The 16,006-nt window shown below is 72.6% G+C and carries 20 protein-coding genes; 10 read left to right on the top strand and 10 right to left on the bottom strand.

What is annotated here, in order from left to right:
* The first annotated feature begins 48 nt into the window (after positions 1 to 48).
* Entirely contained in the window at positions 49 to 618 is a 570-nt protein-coding gene (locus NUH29_RS05840; protein ID WP_258798089.1) for a GNAT family N-acetyltransferase, read from the top strand.
* Positions 619 to 631: 13 nt separating this feature from the next.
* Here the strand turns inward: NUH29_RS05840 and NUH29_RS05835 are convergent, their stop codons facing one another.
* The 4 genes from NUH29_RS05835 to modA form a co-directional block, all read right to left on the bottom strand.
* Positions 632 to 2,989 (bottom strand): arylsulfatase, encoded by a 2,358-nt coding sequence (locus NUH29_RS05835; RefSeq protein ID WP_258798088.1) that lies wholly within the window; start codon positions 2,987 to 2,989, stop codon positions 632 to 634.
* 97 nt (positions 2,990 to 3,086) lie between these two features.
* Positions 3,087 to 3,809 (bottom strand): sulfate/molybdate ABC transporter ATP-binding protein, encoded by a 723-nt coding sequence (locus tag NUH29_RS05830; RefSeq protein WP_373317437.1) that lies wholly within the window; start codon positions 3,807 to 3,809, stop codon positions 3,087 to 3,089.
* Complete coding sequence (locus tag NUH29_RS05825) at positions 3,806 to 4,603, bottom strand: ABC transporter permease (RefSeq protein WP_258798087.1); 798 nt, start codon at positions 4,601 to 4,603, stop codon at positions 3,806 to 3,808. The genes NUH29_RS05830 and NUH29_RS05825 overlap by 4 nt, the downstream gene beginning before the upstream one ends.
* Position 4,604: 1 nt before the next feature.
* Entirely contained in the window at positions 4,605 to 5,420 is an 816-nt protein-coding gene (gene modA, locus NUH29_RS05820) for a molybdate ABC transporter substrate-binding protein (RefSeq protein WP_258798086.1), read from the bottom strand.
* A gap of 53 nt (positions 5,421 to 5,473) precedes the next feature.
* On the opposite strand from modA, the gene NUH29_RS05815 reads away from it, so the two are divergent.
* The 4 genes from NUH29_RS05815 to NUH29_RS05800 are packed head-to-tail and all read left to right on the top strand — an operon-like array spanning position 5,474 to position 9,140.
* A complete protein-coding gene (locus NUH29_RS05815; protein WP_258798085.1) occupies positions 5,474 to 6,547 on the top strand; it encodes a HesA/MoeB/ThiF family protein in 1,074 nt (357 codons plus the stop codon).
* 4 nt (positions 6,548 to 6,551) lie between these two features.
* The gene (locus NUH29_RS05810; RefSeq protein WP_258798084.1) at positions 6,552 to 7,739 is read left to right on the top strand and encodes a molybdopterin molybdotransferase MoeA; all 1,188 of its coding nucleotides are present in this window, start codon (positions 6,552 to 6,554) and stop codon (positions 7,737 to 7,739) included.
* Positions 7,736 to 8,713, top strand: coding sequence for a bifunctional molybdenum cofactor biosynthesis protein MoaC/MoaB (moaCB, locus tag NUH29_RS05805; protein WP_258798083.1), 978 nt, complete (start codon positions 7,736 to 7,738; stop codon positions 8,711 to 8,713). Before NUH29_RS05810 ends, moaCB begins: the two co-directional genes overlap by 4 nt.
* Positions 8,706 to 9,140, top strand: a complete 435-nt coding sequence (locus NUH29_RS05800; protein ID WP_258798082.1) for a molybdopterin synthase catalytic subunit — start codon at positions 8,706 to 8,708, stop codon at positions 9,138 to 9,140. The genes moaCB and NUH29_RS05800 overlap by 8 nt, the downstream gene beginning before the upstream one ends.
* 1 nt (position 9,141) lies before the next feature.
* Here NUH29_RS05800 and NUH29_RS05795 read toward each other — a convergent pair whose 3' ends face one another.
* Positions 9,142 to 9,381 carry a MoaD/ThiS family protein gene (locus tag NUH29_RS05795; RefSeq protein ID WP_258798081.1) on the bottom strand — a complete coding sequence of 80 codons (240 nt, stop codon included), beginning with the start codon at positions 9,379 to 9,381 and terminating at the stop codon, positions 9,142 to 9,144.
* Positions 9,374 to 10,438: a GTP 3',8-cyclase MoaA gene (moaA, locus tag NUH29_RS05790; protein WP_308445750.1), complete on the bottom strand. Its 1,065-nt coding sequence runs from the start codon at positions 10,436 to 10,438 to the stop codon at positions 9,374 to 9,376. The genes NUH29_RS05795 and moaA overlap by 8 nt, the downstream gene beginning before the upstream one ends.
* A gap of 68 nt (positions 10,439 to 10,506) precedes the next feature.
* Here moaA and NUH29_RS05785 point away from each other — a divergent pair, with 68 nt between their 5' ends.
* Genes NUH29_RS05785 through NUH29_RS05775 form a run of 3 tightly spaced genes read left to right on the top strand, consistent with a single transcriptional unit; the run spans position 10,507 to position 12,093 of the window.
* Complete coding sequence (locus NUH29_RS05785; protein WP_258798080.1) at positions 10,507 to 11,097, top strand: molybdopterin-dependent oxidoreductase; 591 nt, start codon at positions 10,507 to 10,509, stop codon at positions 11,095 to 11,097.
* Positions 11,094 to 11,828 carry an FAD-binding oxidoreductase gene (locus NUH29_RS05780; RefSeq protein ID WP_258798079.1) on the top strand — a complete coding sequence of 245 codons (735 nt, stop codon included), beginning with the start codon at positions 11,094 to 11,096 and terminating at the stop codon, positions 11,826 to 11,828. Before NUH29_RS05785 ends, NUH29_RS05780 begins: the two co-directional genes overlap by 4 nt.
* Position 11,829: 1 nt before the next feature.
* Positions 11,830 to 12,093: a DUF6510 family protein gene (locus tag NUH29_RS05775; RefSeq protein WP_258798425.1), complete on the top strand. Its 264-nt coding sequence runs from the start codon at positions 11,830 to 11,832 to the stop codon at positions 12,091 to 12,093.
* 4 nt (positions 12,094 to 12,097) lie between these two features.
* On the opposite strand, the gene NUH29_RS05770 is transcribed toward NUH29_RS05775, so the two are convergent.
* From NUH29_RS05770 to msrA, 4 genes are all read right to left on the bottom strand, one after another.
* Positions 12,098 to 12,571 (bottom strand): DUF6993 domain-containing protein, encoded by a 474-nt coding sequence (locus NUH29_RS05770; RefSeq protein WP_258798077.1) that lies wholly within the window; start codon positions 12,569 to 12,571, stop codon positions 12,098 to 12,100.
* Between the two features lie 48 nt (positions 12,572 to 12,619).
* Positions 12,620 to 13,108 carry a single-stranded DNA-binding protein gene (gene ssb / locus NUH29_RS05765; protein WP_258798076.1) on the bottom strand — a complete coding sequence of 163 codons (489 nt, stop codon included), beginning with the start codon at positions 13,106 to 13,108 and terminating at the stop codon, positions 12,620 to 12,622.
* 172 nt (positions 13,109 to 13,280) lie between these two features.
* The gene (locus NUH29_RS05760; RefSeq protein WP_258798075.1) at positions 13,281 to 13,493 is read right to left on the bottom strand and encodes a methyltransferase; all 213 of its coding nucleotides are present in this window, start codon (positions 13,491 to 13,493) and stop codon (positions 13,281 to 13,283) included.
* Positions 13,494 to 13,615: 122 nt separating this feature from the next.
* The gene (gene msrA, locus NUH29_RS05755) at positions 13,616 to 14,143 is read right to left on the bottom strand and encodes a peptide-methionine (S)-S-oxide reductase MsrA (protein ID WP_258798074.1); all 528 of its coding nucleotides are present in this window, start codon (positions 14,141 to 14,143) and stop codon (positions 13,616 to 13,618) included.
* An 81-nt stretch (positions 14,144 to 14,224) separates the two neighbouring features.
* On the opposite strand from msrA, the gene NUH29_RS05750 reads away from it, so the two are divergent.
* Together NUH29_RS05750 and NUH29_RS05745 are read left to right on the top strand one after the other, a co-directional pair.
* On the top strand, positions 14,225 to 15,229 hold the full coding sequence (locus tag NUH29_RS05750) for an aldo/keto reductase (RefSeq protein WP_258798073.1): 1,005 nt from the start codon (positions 14,225 to 14,227) through the stop codon (positions 15,227 to 15,229).
* A 59-nt stretch (positions 15,230 to 15,288) separates the two neighbouring features.
* Positions 15,289 to 16,005: a hypothetical protein gene (locus NUH29_RS05745; RefSeq protein ID WP_258798072.1), complete on the top strand. Its 717-nt coding sequence runs from the start codon at positions 15,289 to 15,291 to the stop codon at positions 16,003 to 16,005.
* The last annotated feature ends 1 nt before the right edge of the window (position 16,006 follow it).

The following is a 16,006-nucleotide window of genomic DNA, read 5'->3' as shown; positions in this document are numbered from 1 at the left end:
GTCGGGTCGCCCGTTGCCGCTGACGGGGGTCGCTGGGAGGGTGGCGGTGTGGTGATCGAGGTGCGACCCGCGATCGTGTTCGCGGATGTGGCGACGATGGTCGGGCCGAAGCGGCCCGACGCGAACGTGTGCTGGTGTCTCAGCTACCGCGTCGCCTCGGCGGAGAACCGAGCGCTCACCGGCACAGCGCGTGGGGAACGTGTGCAGCAGCTCGTCGGAGAGCACCCGGCGCCCGGCGTGCTCGCCTACGACGGCGACGAGGTCGTCGGCTGGGCCGCCGTGCACCCGCGGGCCGACACGAGCTTCGCGCGCAGCCGTCTCATCCCGCACGTCGACGACGCGGAGGTGTGGTCGGTGTGGTGCATCCGGGTGCGGCCCGGCCACCGCGGCGAGGGCATCTCGCACGCCCTCCTGGAGGGTGCGGTCGACTTCGCGCGCGCGAACGGCGCACCGGCGATCGAGGGCTACCCGGTCGACAACCGCGGCGAGAAGGTCGACCTGACCATGGCCTACGTCGGCACGCGCCGGATGTTCGAGAACGCCGGCTTCCGCCACGCGGCCGACACCGACTCGGTGCTCGCGGGCTTTCCTCGGGTGCTGATGCGCCTCGAGCTCTGACGCCGCGGCGCGCTCAGTCCAGCCGGGTCGCGAGCTCGAGGCGCTCGTGGCCGGTCGGCCCGACGACGTCGGGGAAGTCGAAGGCGACCTCGTGGATGCGCCCGGTGAACGGGAAGACGCCGCGATCGGCGTAGTCGTCGCACACGGGCGACACGCTGTCCTGCCCGACGTCGAGGCACTCCGTGCCGCAGCGCTGGGGCACCTGCTCCGGCAGCTCGAGAGTCTGCGGCGCTCCCCCGTCGACGGCGAGGCTCACATCCGCCGGACCACCCGGCTGCGGGGTGCGCGGCGCGATCGTGAGCACCACCGTGTGCGTCCCCGGTTCGAGCGTGTCGGACGAGCGGAGGTCGTAGCGCCGGATGCCGAAGAAGTTGTAGTGGAACCGGATGCCGCCCTCCCAGCCGAACAGCGCCCACCCGGCGGCGTCACCCCCGACCGCGAAGACGACCCCCTCGGCGCCGGAGTCCCGCACCTCGATCTCGGCCGTCAGGGTGAGCGGCACGCTCACCAGCTTCGGCCCGCTGCCCTCGGGCAGCCGGGTCATCCCCTCGTGGAAGGTCACGCGGCTGCGCCCCGCGAAGTAGCTCGGCCGCAGCGTCACGTCGAGCCGCTCCGCGAAGCGGTCGTCGAGCGGCAGCACCTGGTAGCGGGCGGCATCCGCCATGAAGAGGTCCTGCAGCTGCCGCAGGCGGGCAGGTTCCTGCGCCGCGAGATCGATCGACTGGCTGAAGTCGTGGGTGATGTCGTAGAGCTCCCACACGTCGTCATCCCAGCTGTAGCTGCCCGAGGTCTCCCAGGGCAGCCGCCCGTGCCGGCACGACGCGATCCACCCGTCGGCGTACATGGCCCGGTTGCCGAACATCTCGAAGTACTGCTGGGTGCGGGTGCTGGGGGCGTCGGCGTTGTCCGCGGCGAAGGTGTACGCGAAGCTCGTGCCCTCGATGGGCTTCTGGATGTAGCCGTTGACCTCCGTCGGCTGCGCCAGCCCGACGATCTCGAGCAGCGTCGGAGTGACGTCGATGACGTGGTGGAACTGGGAGCGCACGCGACCGGTGTCGGTGATGCGCTCCGGCCACGACACGATCATGCTGTTGCGGGTTCCCCCGAAGTGCGAGGCCACCTGCTTCGTCCACTGGAAGGGGGTGTCGCCGGCGTGCGCCCAACCGACCGCGTAGTGCGGCGAGGTGCCGGGCAGCCCCCACGAGTCCAGGAACCCGATGGCCTCCTCGATCGTCGGCTGGCGCCCGTTGAGGCTCATCAGCTCGTTCGGCGTGCCGACGAGCGACCCCTCTCCACTGGATCCGTTGTCGCCGATGATGTAGATCACGATCGTGTTGTCGAGCTCGCCGATCTGCTCGATGGCGTCGACCACCCGACCCACCTCGAAGTCGGCGTGCTCGAGGAAGTCGGCGTAGTTCTCCGCCTGCCGCGCGAACAGGGCGCGCTGCTCCGCGGGGTAGGAGTCCCACGCGGGGATCTGCTCGGGTCGCTCGGTGAGCCGGGTGCCGGGCGGGATGACCCCGCGCTCGAGCTGGTTCGCGTGCACCTGCTCGCGGTAGGCGTCCCACCCCATGTCGAATCGACCCGCGTTGCGTCCCCGCCAGTCGAGCGGCGGCTGGTGCGGCGCGTGAGCGGCTCCCGCCGAGAAGTAGGCGAGGAACGGGCGGTCGGGCGCGATCGACTTCTGCCGCGAGATCCAGCCGATGCACTCGTCCGCGAGGTCGCGGGTGAGCTGGTAGCCGTCCTCGGGGCGCGCGGGAGGCTCGACGGGCTGGGTGCCCCGGTAGAGCGAGGGGAAGAACTGGTCGGTCTCGCCCGAGATGAAGCCGTAGAAGTAGTCGAAGCCCTGGTGGGTCGGCCAGTTGTCGAACGGCCCCGCCGCACTCGTCTGGTTGTCGGGCACGTTGTGGTTCTTGCCGAACCAACCGGAGGTGTAGCCGGCGTGCTTCAACAGCTCGGCGAAGGTCGCGGTGCCCTTCGGGATGATGCCGCTGTAGCCGGGGTAGCCGGTCGCCATCTCCTGGATGACGCCGGTGGCGACGGTGTGGTGGTTGCGGCCGGTCAGCAGCGCCGCGCGGGTCGGCGAGCACAGCGAGGTGGTGTGGAACTGGTTGTAGAACAGGCCGTTCCCCGCGAGCCGCTCCGCCGTCGGCATCCGCACGAGGCCGCCGTTGACGCTCGGCCAGCCGAACCCGACGTCGTCGAGCAGCACCAGCAGGATGTTGGGGGCGCCCTCGGGAGCCTGCTTCGGGCTCGGGAAGTCGGGGGTCGAGTCGGCTGCGTAGGTCGTGATCTGCGCATCCGGATACGCCCATTCCGGCTCGGGGAGGTGATTCCTGTCGAGATTCACCGGGAAGCCCGCATCGGACATGACCCCTCCGTTCGTCGACGAACACCTGCTCACGAGTCTCGACCGAGCGCCGGCACTCCGCTATCGCCCCGAGAGGGTGAATGGACGTCGGCGACGATCATCCGCCCCGGACGAGCCGCGCGACGTACTCGGATGCGGGGGTCGCCTCGAGCTCCGCGAGGGCTCCCGCCTGGGTGATCCGCCCTTGCTCGAGCACGACCCCGCGACCCGCGATCGCCCGCGCATCGCCGAAGTCGTGGGTGATGAGCAGGGTCGCTCCCGCGTACTCGGTCAGGTGCGCGACGAGTTCGCGGCGCGACTGCTCGCGCACACGCACGTCGAGGGCGGCCATCGGCTCGTCGAGCAGCAGCACCTCGGGTTCGGCGGCGAGCGCACGCGCGAGGGCGACGCGCTGGGCCTGCCCGCCCGACAGCTGCGCGGGGTACCGATCCGCCAGCTCGGTGAGACCGAATCGGGCGACCCACGCTGCGGCATCCGCCCGCGCGCGACGACGGCTGCGCGTGCGCATGCGTCCCGCGAACGCGACGTTGTCGAGCACGGTGAGTCCGGGGAACAGCAGCAGATCCTGGAAGACCACCCCCACGCGACGGCGCGCCGGATCGAGATGCACCCCGGCCTCGACGTCGTCGACCGGCCGCCCGCCGATCACGATCCGCCCCCGGGACGGTCGGACGAGCCCGGCGATCGCCGCGAGAGCCGTCGACTTGCCCGCCCCGTTGGGACCCATGAGCGCCGTCGTCGTGCCGGGCGCGACGTCGATCGCGAGGTCGAGCGCGAACCCGCCGCGATCGACCGTGACGTCCACGGCGAGTCCGCTCACCTGGCCACCACCCCCGGCAGCCAGCGGTCGCGCAGCAGCAGCAGCACGGCGATCGACACCGCGAGGATGATCACCGCCAGCGCGAGCGCATCCGCGGGATCCGACTGCAGGGCCAGGTAGCTCGCGATGGGCAGGGTGCGCGTGACGCCCGGGAGGGATCCCGCGAACGTGATCGTCGCGCCGAACTCGCCGAGCGCGCGCGTGAAGCACAGCACCGCCCCCGCGGCGACCGCCGGGGCGACCGCCGGCAGGGTGACCGCGACGAAGGTGCGCACGCGCCCGGCGCCGAGTGTCGCCGCCGCCGCCTCGAATCGGCGATCGGTCGAGCGCAGCGCCCCCTCGACGGCGAACACCAGGAACGGCAGGGCGACGAAGGTCTGGGCGACGACGACCGCGGGCGTCGTGAACGGCAGCGAGACGCCGAAGGCCCCGAGGGCGGGCCCCAGGATGCCGCGGCGTCCGAAGAGCATGAGCAGCGCGATGCCGCCGATCACCGGGGGCAGCACGAGGGGGATCGTCACGGCGGTGCGCAGCAGGCGTCGCGGCACGGCGGGCCAGGAATCCGCCTCGGCGAGCAGGGCCGCCATCGGGATGCCGAGCACCAGGCAGATCGCGGTGGACGCCGCCGCCGTGGCGAGCGACAACCACAGCGCCTCGAGCACCGGTTGCGAGGCCAGAAGGGCGGGGAGCTCGGGCCACGGCACCCGCGCGACGAGGGCCGCGAGCGGCACGACGAGCACGGCGAATCCGATCACGGCGACGACGACGATCGCCGCAGGGAGGCGTCTTCTCACCTCACGGCGCCCCGAACCCGGCTCGACGCAGGGCGTCCCGCCCGTGCGTGCCGGTCACCCACGCCACCCACGCGTCCGCGGCGGGCGCGTTGGCCGAGTCGACGAGCCGCGCGATCAGGTACCTGTTGACCACCGCGTCCGCCTCGGGCACGGGGATCGCCTCGACCGCGTCGCCGGCCGCGATCGTGTCGGTGGTGTAGACCAGCGCGGCATCCACCTCACCGAGGGCGACCTTCGTCACGACCGCCTTGACATCCTGCTCGAGGGTGTCGGGGACCGCCACGACGCCGGCGAGCTCGAGCAGCGATGAGGCGGCCGCCCCGCACGGAACGGCCGGGTCGCAGAGCGCGACCACGAGCTCGGGGCGCGCGAGGTCGGCCAATCCCGTCACCCCGGCCGGATTCCCGGCGGGCACGACCAACTGCAGCACGTTCGTCGCGAAGGGCTGCGGATCGGCGACCACCCCGGCGTCGACGACGGTCGTCATCGTGGCCTCGTTCGCGGAGGCGAAGACGTCGGCCGGGGCGCCCTCGACCAGCTGCGCCGCGAGACCCGAGCTGCCGCCGTAGTCGAGCACCACCCGCACGCCGGGGTGCTCCGACTCGAACTCCGTCGCGAGGGAGTCGAACGTGCCCGTCAGCGAGGCGGCGGCGAACACGGTGACGGTTCCGGTGATCGCATCCGGTTCGGCGCTTCCCGGCGCCTCCGCCGCGCCGGAGCCTGCACAGCCGGCGAGGGCGACGAGCAGCGACGCCCCGAGAAGAGTCGGGGCCGGACGGACGGCTGCTCGCCCGTGAGAGCTGGTCGACCGCGCCATGACGCGAGAGTAGCCGCATCCGCGGTCGAGGGCTCAGGTGGCACAATGCGGAGGTGAGCTCCGCCGACTCGCCTCGCTACGCCCGCCAACGCGTGCTGACCGGCTTCGGCGCGCCGGGGCAGGAGCGCCTCGCGGCCGCACGCGTCGTGGTGATCGGGGCGGGCGGGCTCGGCAGCGCCGTGCTCCCGGCGCTCGCCGCGGCAGGGGTCGGCACGATCGTCGTCGTCGACCACGACACCGTCGACGAGAGCAACCTCCCCCGGCAGACCGTCCACGGCCTGCGCGACGTCGGCCGGCCGAAGGTCGACTCGGCGGCCGATCGGATGCGCGCCCTCACCGACCACGTCACGGTGATCACCGAGCGAGAGCGATTCGACGCGACCACCGCCGCGCGCATCGTGGCCGGCGCCGATGTGCTGGTCGACGCATCCGACAGCCCGGCTGCGCGATCGGTCGCCGATGCGGCTGCGGCCGACGTGGGCATCCCCCTCGTCTGGGGTTCGGCCCTCGGCTACGGCGGGCAGACCGGCGTCGTCTGGGATGCGCGCGGCGTGCGCTACGGCGACCTGTTCCCGGCCGCAGACGAGTCCCCCGACAGCTGCGAGATCGTCGGTGTGCTCCCCACGGTGTGCACGGTCATCGGCGGCCTCATGGCCACCGAGGTGCTGAAGCTGCTCACCGGCATCGGCGATCCGCTCGTCGGCACGGTGCTCGACTACGACGCCCGCGGGGGCCGGATGCGGCGCCTCGAGTTCGCGCGCGGGGCGGACGCCCCGACGGTCCCGTCGCCGCGCCCCCTCCCCCGCGATGCCGAGGAGCTGGCTCCCGCGGAGCTCGCCCGGGAACTCGCCTCGGACGAACCGCCGATCCTCATCGACGTGCGCGACTCGCGCGAAACCCCCGCGAGCCTGCTCGCGGGGGCGATCATCGGCGACCTCGACGAGCTCGCTCTCGCCGTGGACGGCATCGCGCGCGACAGCCGCGTGGTGGCCGTCTGCCGACGCGGCGTGCGTTCGCGACGCGCCGCCGAGCTGCTGCACGACGCCGGATTCACCCGAGCCGCACATCTCGGCGGGGGTCTCGAGGCCTGGGACCGTGCGGGCGTCGAACCACAGCCGCGATACTGACGCCATGGATCGCATCTCGGTCGAGGAATACGCCGATCGCATCGCGGCACTCGTCGCGGATCCGGACCGCGGGACGTCCACCGTCGACCTCCGCGATGCCCTCGATCGGGTCACGGCGGACGCCGTGTCGACCTCCATCGACCTCCCCCCGTTCCGCAACTCGCAGATGGACGGCTACGCGGTGCGGGTCGCCGACCTCCCCGCCGACGGCGCCGCGGTCCTGGTCGGTTCGACGACCGCCGCGGGCGACGCCGGGGCGACCCTCCCCAGCGGGGGCGCGATCAAGGTCATGACCGGCGCGCCGCTCCCCGTCGATGCGGATGCGGTGGTGCCCGTCGAGCGGGTGGAGCGGCTCGACGACGGCAGCATCCGCATCCGCGCCGCCGTCCACGCTGGTGACTACGTGCGCGAGCCCGGCAGCGACGCCCCGGCAGGCACGGTGGTGGTGCCGCCCCGCACGCGCCTGCGACCCCGGCACCTGGCCGCGATCGCGGCAGCCGGGGTCGCCGCGGTGACGGTGACCCGACGGGTGCGGGTCGCCGTGGTCAGCACCGGACGGGAGCTCGTCGAGGTGGGAGCCGAGCTCGGGCCGGGGCAGCTCCCGGACGCCAACGCGATCGCGCTCGCCGCCGCCGCTGCCGCCGACGGCGCCGAGGTGGTGCACGTGGGGCGAGCCCCCGACGACGCGGAGGCCGTCGCGCGCGAGGTCGAGGCGGCGCGCGCCGCCGGGGCGCACCTCGTCGTGACGAGCGGAGGCATCTCGATGGGCGACTTCGAGCCGGTGCGAGCCCTGCTCGGCGAGCACGGCGGAACGATCGGAACGGTCGAGATGCAGCCGGGCGGACCGCAGGCGCACGGATCGATCCGCGGGCTCCCGATCCTCGCCTTCCCGGGCAACCCGGTGAGCGCCCAGGTCTCGTACGCGCTGTTCCTCTCGCCGCTGTTGCGCGCCTGGGCGGGGTTGCCGCCCGCCGTTCGCCGCCGGCTGGCTCTCGCCGAACCCGTCGCGGTGCCGCCCGGGCGCCGGCGATTCCTGCGGGCGCGCCTCGACGAGCGCGGGGCGGTCGTGCCGATCGGCGGCACCGGGTCGCATCTCGTGACCGCGATGGCCGCGGCGGACGTGCTGATCGACCTGCCGCCGCAGTTCGGGGATCTGCCCGCGGGCGCGCTCGTGGATACCGTGGAGCTATGAGCGAGCTCAGCCACCTCGACGCCGACGGACGCGCGCGCATGGTCGACGTCGGCGCGAAGGCGATCACCCGACGGGTGGCGCGCGCGACGGGCGAGTTCCGCACGACGCCCGAGGTGATCGCGCTCATCCGTCGCGACGGGCTGCCGAAGGCGGACGTGCTCGCGACCGCGCGCCTGGCCGGGATCGGCGCCGCGAAGCGCACGAGCGAGCTCATCCCGCTCGCCCACCTGCTGCCGCTCGACTCGGTGCAGGTCGAATTCGCACTCGGCGACGATCACGTCACGATCGAGGCCACCGTGGCCGTGACCGCCCGGACGGGCGTCGAGATGGAGGCGCTGACCGCGGTCGCCGTCGCCGGGCTCACCCTGCACGACATGGTCAAGGCGGTCGACCCGGCGGCGACGCTCGACGGCATCCGCCTGCTCGAGAAGACGGGCGGCCGCCACGGCCGCTGGCACCGGAGCAGCGACCGGTCCGACCACAGCACTCCCACCGCGCCGCCCGTCCGCACGGCGGTCGTGCTGGTGGCGTCCACGTCCGCAGCCGCGGGCGACCGCGCCGACACCACGGGCCCGCTGATCGCTTCCTGGCTCCGGGACCGGGGGTACGAGGTCGGCGATCCCCTGATCGTGCCGGATGCCGATGTCGCGGCGGCGCTCGGGCGGGTTCTCGACGGGGAACCGGACCTCGTGCTGACGACCGGCGGAACGGGTGTGCACCCGCAGGATCGAACGCCCGAGGCCACACGCGCCGTCGTGGAGTTCGAGCTGCCCGGGGTCGCCGACGCCATCCGCGACGCCGGGCGCGCCACGACACCCATGGCTGCGCTCAGCCGGGCGACCGCGGGGGTCCGGGGAGGGACGCTCGTGGTGAACCTGCCCGGCTCCCCGGACGGCGTCCGCGACGGCCTCGCGGCGCTCGACCCGCTGCGCGAGCACCTGCACTCCCAGCTCGCGGGCGGCGGACATGGGTGAGCCCGGCACCCCTCAGCCCGGCACCTTCGCCCGGGTGAGTGTCGACGCGCCCGACCGCGCCGCGCTCGAATCCTTCGTGATGACCCCGGCAGACGGCGCGCTCGTGGTGTTCGAGGGCGTCGTGCGCGATCACGACCACGGCGTCGCGGTGACCGCGCTCGACTACGAGGCGCATCCGGATGCCGAGCGATTCCTCGCCGAGGCCTGTCGCGAGGTCGCGGACGCGACCGGGCTGCGGGTCGCGGTCTGGCATCGGGTCGGCGAGCTCGCCATCGGCGACGTGGCGCTGCTCGCCGCCGTCGCCGCACCGCACCGTGCCGAGGCGTTCGCGGCGTGCGCGCGACTCGTCGACCGGGTCAAGGAGTCCACCCCGATCTGGAAGCGCCAGCACGTCGAGGGCGGCGCCACGGAGTGGGTCGGGCTGTGACTCAGCCGCCCGAGAACGGGGGCAGGATGTCGAGCCGCGCGCCGACCGGACCCCGCGCGTCGCGCACCGCGATGCCGTCGGAGAGCTGCGACCCGGTGCGGATGATGCGCTCCATCTGCGGCCCGTAGCGGTCTCGGAGCTGGTCGAGCACCTCGGCGACGGTCGAGGCTGCGACCACCTCCGATTCGCGGCCCGCGGCATCGACCGCGCCGGCGAAGTACCGCACCAGCACCTCAGCCACCGATCGCGCCCATCGAACGGGCGGGACGGATGAAGTCGTCGCGATCGATGCCGTGCCCCGCGCGCTTGCCCCACATCGCGGCTCGCCATGCGTCGCCGATCGCCGCGTCGTCCGCGTCGCTGCGCAGCAGCTGCCGCAGGTCGACCTCGTCGCCTCCGAAGAGGCAGGAGCGCACCCACCCTTCGGCCGTGATCCGCGTGCGGTCGCAGGAGGCGCAGAAGTCGCGCGTGACGGAGGCGATGATCCCGACCGTCGACTCCCCTTCGTCGACCCGCCACTCCTCCGCCGGGGCCGACGGGTCGTGCCTGCCGATCGGGGTGAGTCGATAGCGGGAGCCCAGCACCTCGAGCAGTTCGGCGGCGGTCACCATCTCGTCGCGACGCCACGCCTCGTCCGCGTCGAGGGGCATCTGCTCGATGAATCGCAGCTGCAGCCCGCGGGCCACCGCGAACGCCAGCAGGTCCGCGGCATCCGGCAGCGTCTCGCGCATCAGCACGGCGTTGACCTTGACCGGCCCGATGCCGGCCGCGATGGCGGCGTCGATGCCGGCCAGCACGGCCGGCAGCCGGTCGCGCCGGGTGAGCGCGTGGAACCGCTCGCGGTCGAGGGTGTCGAGCGACACGTTGACGCGCCCGAGCCCGGCCGCGCGCAGCGCAGCGGCGCGGCGGTCGAGACCGACCGCGTTCGTGGTCATGGCGATCGGGATGCCGGGCGCCGCCTCGCGTGTGCGCCCGACGATCTCGACGAGGTCGCCGCGGGTGAGCGGTTCCCCGCCCGTGAACCGCACCTCCGCCACACCGAGATCCCGCGCCCCGATCCCCACGAGTCGGGCGATCTCGGCAGGGGTCAGCAGCTCGGGGCGCGGAATCGCGGGCAGCCCCTCGGCCGGCATGCAGTAGGTGCACCGCAGGGAGCACTTCTCGGTGATCGAGACCCGCAGGTCGCGCGCCACGCGCCCGAAGCGGTCGACGAGCTCGGGGGTGTCCGGGCGCCCGACCGTGTCGACCGCCCGCGCAGCGGATCGCAGCTCCGGCATGCTGAGCGCGACCCGCGACATGGGAATCAGACTACGGATGACAGTGGTCGCGCGCATGGCTATCGTGAGCAGCAACGGGAGGCGGTGCCATGTCGTTCATCACACGAGGCTTCACCGGACGAGGTCGCGAACGCGACCCCGCCCTTCCCCCCGGCCAGTCGCTCGTCGAGGACTGGCCGGTGCTGTCCGCGGGCCCCACCCCCGAGATCGACACGGCCGACTGGGAGTTCACCGTCGTCACCGAGAACGGCCGCCACAGCTGGACGTGGGACGAGATGCAGGCGCTCGGCGTCGAGGACGTGACCGTCGACATCCACTGCGTCACCCACTGGTCGAAGCTCGGGATGGCGTGGCGGGGAGTGCCGCTCGACAAGATCTTCGAGGAGGTCGAGACCTCGCACGACTACGTCATGGCGCACAGCTACGGCGGATACACGACGAACGTGCCGCTCGACGAGTTGCTCGACGGGCAGGCCTGGATCGCATTCGAGGCCGACGGGGAGCCGCTCGGCGCCGAGCACGGCGGGCCTGCGCGCCTGCTCGTGCCGCACCTCTACTTCTGGAAGAGCGCCAAATGGGTGCGCGGGCTCGTGACGATGCCCGACGACGATCCCGGCTTCTGGGAGCAGAACGGCTACCACCTGCACGGGGACCCGTGGAAGGAAGAGCGCTACTGGTGAGCCCCCGACCGACCGGGTGGCACGCGGGGACCGTCGTCGACATCCGTCAGGAGACCCGCACCGCCAAACGCATCACCCTGGACGTGCCCGGTTGGCCGGGCAACGATGCCGGTTCGCACCTCGACCTGCGCCTGACCGCACCGGACGGCTACCAGGCGAGCCGCTCGTACTCGATCGCCTCCTCCGGGGAGTCCACCCGCGTGGTGCTCGCGGTCGACGAGGTGCCGGACGGCGAGGTCTCCCCGTTCCTGGTGCACGACGTGCGGCCGGGGGACGCACTCGAGGTGCACGGACCGCTCGGCAACTACTTCATCTGGGATCCCGCGGCCTCCGCCTCGCACGTGCAGCTCATCGCGGGAGGGTCGGGGGTCGTGCCGCTCTTCGCCATGGCGGATGCGCACGGTCGCGGAGGAGACCCGGCGGGATTCCGCCTGCTGTACTCGGTGCGCACCCCGGACGACCGCTTCTTCGCGGCGGAGCTGGGCGAGCTCGCCGACCGCGACCGCATCGACGTGACGTACCGCTACACGCGCTCCACGCCCGACGGATGGCCGAGCCCGCCGGGGCGCGTGACGCGCGAGCTCCTCGCGGAGACGACGTGGCCGGCCGATGTCGCGCCCGCCGTCTACGTGTGCGGTCCGACGCCGTTCGTGGAGTCGGTCTCGGACTGGCTGGTGGAGCTCGGGCATGAGCCGCGCGCCGTGCGCACCGAACGATTCGGAGGTGGGTGACATGCGGGTCGACGGGAATGCCGCCACGGGATCCCTGGCCGAGGTCTTCGGCCGCGACGTCTCGCTGGCGATCACCACCTGCGCCCACTGCGGCCACGAGGACCTCCTCGCCCGCTGCATCGCCTATGTGAGCGCCATGGGCACGGTGATGCGGTGCGCGACGTGCCACGAGGTGCTCGCGGTCGTCGTCGGAGACGGGGCGCGGTTCACCCTGTCGCTCGCCGGCATGCGCTCCATCCAGGTGGTGGCCGCCGAGGGCGCCTGACGGCTCAGGCGGGCCGGGCGGTGCCGACGATGCAGCGCCCGGTCGAGAGCACCGCGGTCGTGAGGCTCGTGTAGCCGATGTTGCCCCACTGCCCCAGCAGGCAGGTGTCGCCGAAGCGCACCGAGAACACGATGTTGTCGGCGCCGACGCCGATCGCGGTCACATCGGGGGTGACCTCCATGTCGGCGCGCACGAAGCCGTTCGCCACGAGGTTGTCGACGAACGCCGCACCGTTGAGCGCGACCCCGGAGTCGATGAGCGCGCGGTTCACGTGATCGAAGAACGCCTGGTTGTCGGATGCGGTGCCCTCGGGATGCAGTTCGGGCGTCGGCGTCGGGGTGGGGGTCGGCGCGGCGGTCGCCGTACGCGACGTGCTCGGGGTGGGCATCGGTTCGGGACTCGTGCAGCCGGCGAGCAGCAGCGCCGCGAGCGGGACCGTGGCCAGGGCGCATGCGAGCGCTCGACGCGGTCGGGTCATCGCATCCTCCGGAGCTCCGCTCGCGCGAGCCGCGCGGCACCTCCGAGTCTAGAACGGCACCGGTACCGCCTCCGGCGCCTCCGCGGGGAAGCCCTCGACGTCGGCGGCTGCGCCCTCGTCGTCCGGAGCGGGCGCGTCGGGAACCGCGTGGAGCGCGGGCCGCGACTCGGGCGCCGCCGGGCGGGAGGTGCGCGTGTACTGCGCCTGACCCCAGGCGAGGTCGGGGCCGAGCGCATCGGCGACGACCTCGACGTCCTGGCCGCGCTTCTCGCCGTCCTGCCATTCGCGCACCCGCAGCCGCCCGGTGGCGATGACGCGGTGGCCCTTCTCGATGGAGGCGTGCACGTTCGCGGCGAGCTGCCGGAAGGCGGTGATCGTGAACCAGTTGGTCTCGCCGTCGACCCAGGACTGCGAGGCGCGGTCGTAGCGCCTGCTGGTCGACGCGAGACGGAACGAGGTGATCTCGAGCCCCTCGCTCGTGAACGTGTGCCGGATCTGCGTGGCGACGAGCCCCGCGACGGTGACCGTGTCGGTCATCGGTACCTCCCTGTTCGACGCGCCCTCGTGGACGGCGCCGGATGCGATCGTGCCGGGGAGCGCATCCGGGCGCCGTCAGCCCAGGATCGCGGGCAGGGCGCCGCCGTCGGGCCGCCGGTGCGCGATCAGGGGACGGAGCGCACCGGCGGGGGCGGGGAAGGAGGGGTGCCGCTCAGTGCTCGCGGAAGTCGGGCCACTCCGCGCCGGGTGCCAGCGAGGCGTGCAGGGCGCTCTTGGCCACCTCGAGGCTCGGGTAGCTTCCGCGGTAGTCGTCGTCGTCGACGAGCTTCACCTGGAAGCCCTCGGCGGTGCGGTGGATCGATCCCACGGCTCCCGCCGGGCCGAAGGCCACCCAGCGCTGCTCGACGGTCGTGTTGTCGTTCATGATCGGCTCCCTTGCCTCACTCGACGTCGTCGCTTCGACGGTACGCCCGTCCCGCCCCCGCGTCACCTGCCGCAGACGAAGAGTCGGCGACCGTTCAGGGAACGATCGCCGACCGGATGCCGCTAGGAGGCCTTCACGTACTCCGCGTAGCCCTTTCGGATCTTGTTGACCTTCGGCAGCGCCACCGCGAGGCAGTAGCCCTGGCCGGGGTTCTTGGCGAAGAAGTCCTGGTGGTACTCCTCCGCGCGGTAGAACTCGCCGAGCTTCGTGATCGACGTGACGACCCCGCCGCCCCAGATCTCGTCCGCGCGCCCGCGCGCGGCCTCGAACTCGGCCTTCTGCTCGTCGTCGGCGTAGAACATCGCCGAGCGGTACTGGTTGCCGACGTCGGCGCCCTGGCGGTTGAGCTGGCGCGGGTCGTGGAGGGTGAAGAACACGTCGAGGATGATGCTCGCCGGGATCCTCTCCTCGTCGAAGGTCACGGCGACCGCCTCGGCGTGGCCGGTGGCGCCCGTGCAGACCAGCTCGTAGTCGGGGTCGGGGGTCGTGCCGCCCGTGTAGCCGGACACGACATCCGTGACGCCGTCGAGCGTCCGGTAGACCGCGTCGAGACACCAGAAGCAGCCACCGGCGAGAACGAATGTGCGCATGATGCGACCCTACTTTCCTATGGGGAGGGGGACACCCGGTACAACGCAGCGGATGTCGCATCCGTTCCCTAGGCTGACCGGGTGCCGTACACCGCCGCCGCCGACCGCTACGAGAAGCTCGACTACGCCCGCGTGGGCCGCTCGGGCCTGAGACTCCCCCGCATCTCGCTGGGCCTCTGGAACAACTTCGGCCACGACCGGCCGCTGACCACCCAGCGCGACATCGTGCTGCGGGCGTTCGATCTCGGGGTCACCCACTTCGACCTCGCCAACAACTACGGCCCGCCCGGCGGTTCCGCCGAGGAGAACTTCGGCCGCATCCTGGCGAGCGATCTGCGCCCCTACCGCGACGAGATCATCGTCTCGTCGAAGGCCGGCTACGACATGTGGCCGGGGCCCTACGGCGACTTCGGGTCGCGCAAGTACCTTCTGAGCTCGCTCGACCAGTCGCTCGGGCGCCTCGGCCTCGACTACGTCGACATCTTCTACCACCACCGTCCCGACCCCGAGACCCCGATCGAGGAGTCGATGGGGGCGCTCGCCCACGCCGTGCGCTCGGGCAAGGCGCTCTACGCGGGCATCTCGAACTACGGCCCGGACGACACCCGCCGTGCGTACGACGCGCTGCGTGCCGAGGGCGTGCCGCTGCTCATCCACCAGCCCTCGTACTCGATGTTCAACCGCCTGCCCGAGGAGGGGCTGCTCGAGACGGTCGAGGATCTCGGTATCGGGTCGATCGTGTTCTCGCCGCTCGCGCAGGGGCTGCTCACCGACCGCTACCTCGACGGCATCCCCGCCGACTCGCGCGCGGCCGAGGGTCGGTGGATCACCGCCGACACCATCAGCGACGAGTACCTGGACCGCGCCCGCGGCCTGAACGCGATCGCCGAGGCGCGCGGGCAGTCGCTCGCGCAGCTCGCCCTGCTGTGGGTGCTCCGCCAGCCCGCCGTCACGAGTGCGCTCATCGGCGCGTCGAGCGTGCGGCAGCTGGAGGACAACCTGGGCGCGCTCGACGGCGCGCCGCTCAGCGACGAGGAGATCACCGCGATCGAGCCGTTCGCGGTGCACGGCACGGTTCGCCGCTGATCTCGCGGCGCGCGGGGGAGGACAGCTCGTTCCGCCCCGACGCGACGTATGGTGCCGCCATGCAGTGGTGGAACGACTTCGTGGACTGGTTCTATTCGGAGGACGGCCAGCGGATCCTCGTGACCGCGGTCATCCCGTTCGTCGCGATCGTGCTCGCCGGCATCCTCGGCGCCCTCATCGGACGCGGTGCCGTCAAGCGCCTGGTCGCCCAGCGCGACCACGAGACCCGGGCGGCCGCGGTGTCGGCCCTCATCTCGGCGGGGCAGAACGCCGCCCGCTGGCACAGCCAGTCGCCGGCCGCCCGCGAGCACGCCGAGCATCTCGCCAACGACGCGGATGTCATGGTGCGCCTGCTGCCGATCTCGGGCGCCAACTACGCCGCCGACTGGGCCTCGCACCAGCTCGCCGACATGCGCGTCAACTCGGTGAGCTTCAGCTACCAGGCCGACCAGACCCTCGCCGAGTACCGCGAGCGCCTCGTGCTGTGGCTGCACAAGCCGAACAAGGGGCGCAAGATGTTCGCCGCCGACCTGGAGCGCTGGCGCTACGAGGACCAGGCGACCGATCCGGTGATCATGGAGCAGCAGAAGTGGGCGGAGGAGCAGTACACCGCCGAGACGGAGCAGTCCGTCGCCCACGAGCCTCTCGTCGAGCCCGAGGTGGAGACCGCGACGACCGAGGTCGTCACCCCGGCGGCGACCGCCGAGACCGACGACAGGTACTCGGCCCCCGTCGCGCCCGCGGTGAGCACGGCGGAGCCCATGACCGGGCGCTGAG

Origin of the sequence: Protaetiibacter mangrovi (genome assembly GCF_024752305.1) — a bacterium.
Lineage (GTDB): Bacteria > Actinomycetota > Actinomycetes > Actinomycetales > Microbacteriaceae > Homoserinibacter > Homoserinibacter mangrovi.
Note: the sequence above shows the minus strand (reverse complement) of the source record. Positions and strands in the feature narration are given on the sequence as shown.

Excerpts from the sequence above, each read along its gene's own strand:
- NUH29_RS05785 (WP_258798080.1), top strand. The coding sequence starts at position 10,507 with ATGTCGTTCATCACACGAGGCTTCACCGGACGAGGTCGCGAACGCGAC.
- modA (WP_258798086.1), bottom strand. The coding sequence starts at position 5,420 with ATGGCGCGGTCGACCAGCTCTCACGGGCGAGCAGCCGTCCGTCCGGCC.
- NUH29_RS05760 (WP_258798075.1), bottom strand. The coding sequence starts at position 13,493 with ATGAACGACAACACGACCGTCGAGCAGCGCTGGGTGGCCTTCGGCCCG.
- ssb (WP_258798076.1), bottom strand. The coding sequence starts at position 13,108 with ATGACCGACACGGTCACCGTCGCGGGGCTCGTCGCCACGCAGATCCGG.
- NUH29_RS05800 (WP_258798082.1), top strand. The coding sequence starts at position 8,706 with ATGGGTGAGCCCGGCACCCCTCAGCCCGGCACCTTCGCCCGGGTGAGT.
- NUH29_RS05745 (WP_258798072.1), top strand. The coding sequence starts at position 15,289 with ATGCAGTGGTGGAACGACTTCGTGGACTGGTTCTATTCGGAGGACGGC.
- moaCB (WP_258798083.1), top strand. The coding sequence starts at position 7,736 with ATGAGCGAGCTCAGCCACCTCGACGCCGACGGACGCGCGCGCATGGTC.
- NUH29_RS05775 (WP_258798425.1), top strand. The coding sequence starts at position 11,830 with ATGCGGGTCGACGGGAATGCCGCCACGGGATCCCTGGCCGAGGTCTTC.
- NUH29_RS05770 (WP_258798077.1), bottom strand. The coding sequence starts at position 12,571 with ATGACCCGACCGCGTCGAGCGCTCGCATGCGCCCTGGCCACGGTCCCG.
- NUH29_RS05810 (WP_258798084.1), top strand. The coding sequence starts at position 6,552 with ATGGATCGCATCTCGGTCGAGGAATACGCCGATCGCATCGCGGCACTC.
- moaA (WP_308445750.1), bottom strand. The coding sequence starts at position 10,438 with ATGTCGCGGGTCGCGCTCAGCATGCCGGAGCTGCGATCCGCTGCGCGG.
- msrA (WP_258798074.1), bottom strand. The coding sequence starts at position 14,143 with ATGCGCACATTCGTTCTCGCCGGTGGCTGCTTCTGGTGTCTCGACGCG.
- NUH29_RS05835 (WP_258798088.1), bottom strand. The coding sequence starts at position 2,989 with ATGTCCGATGCGGGCTTCCCGGTGAATCTCGACAGGAATCACCTCCCC.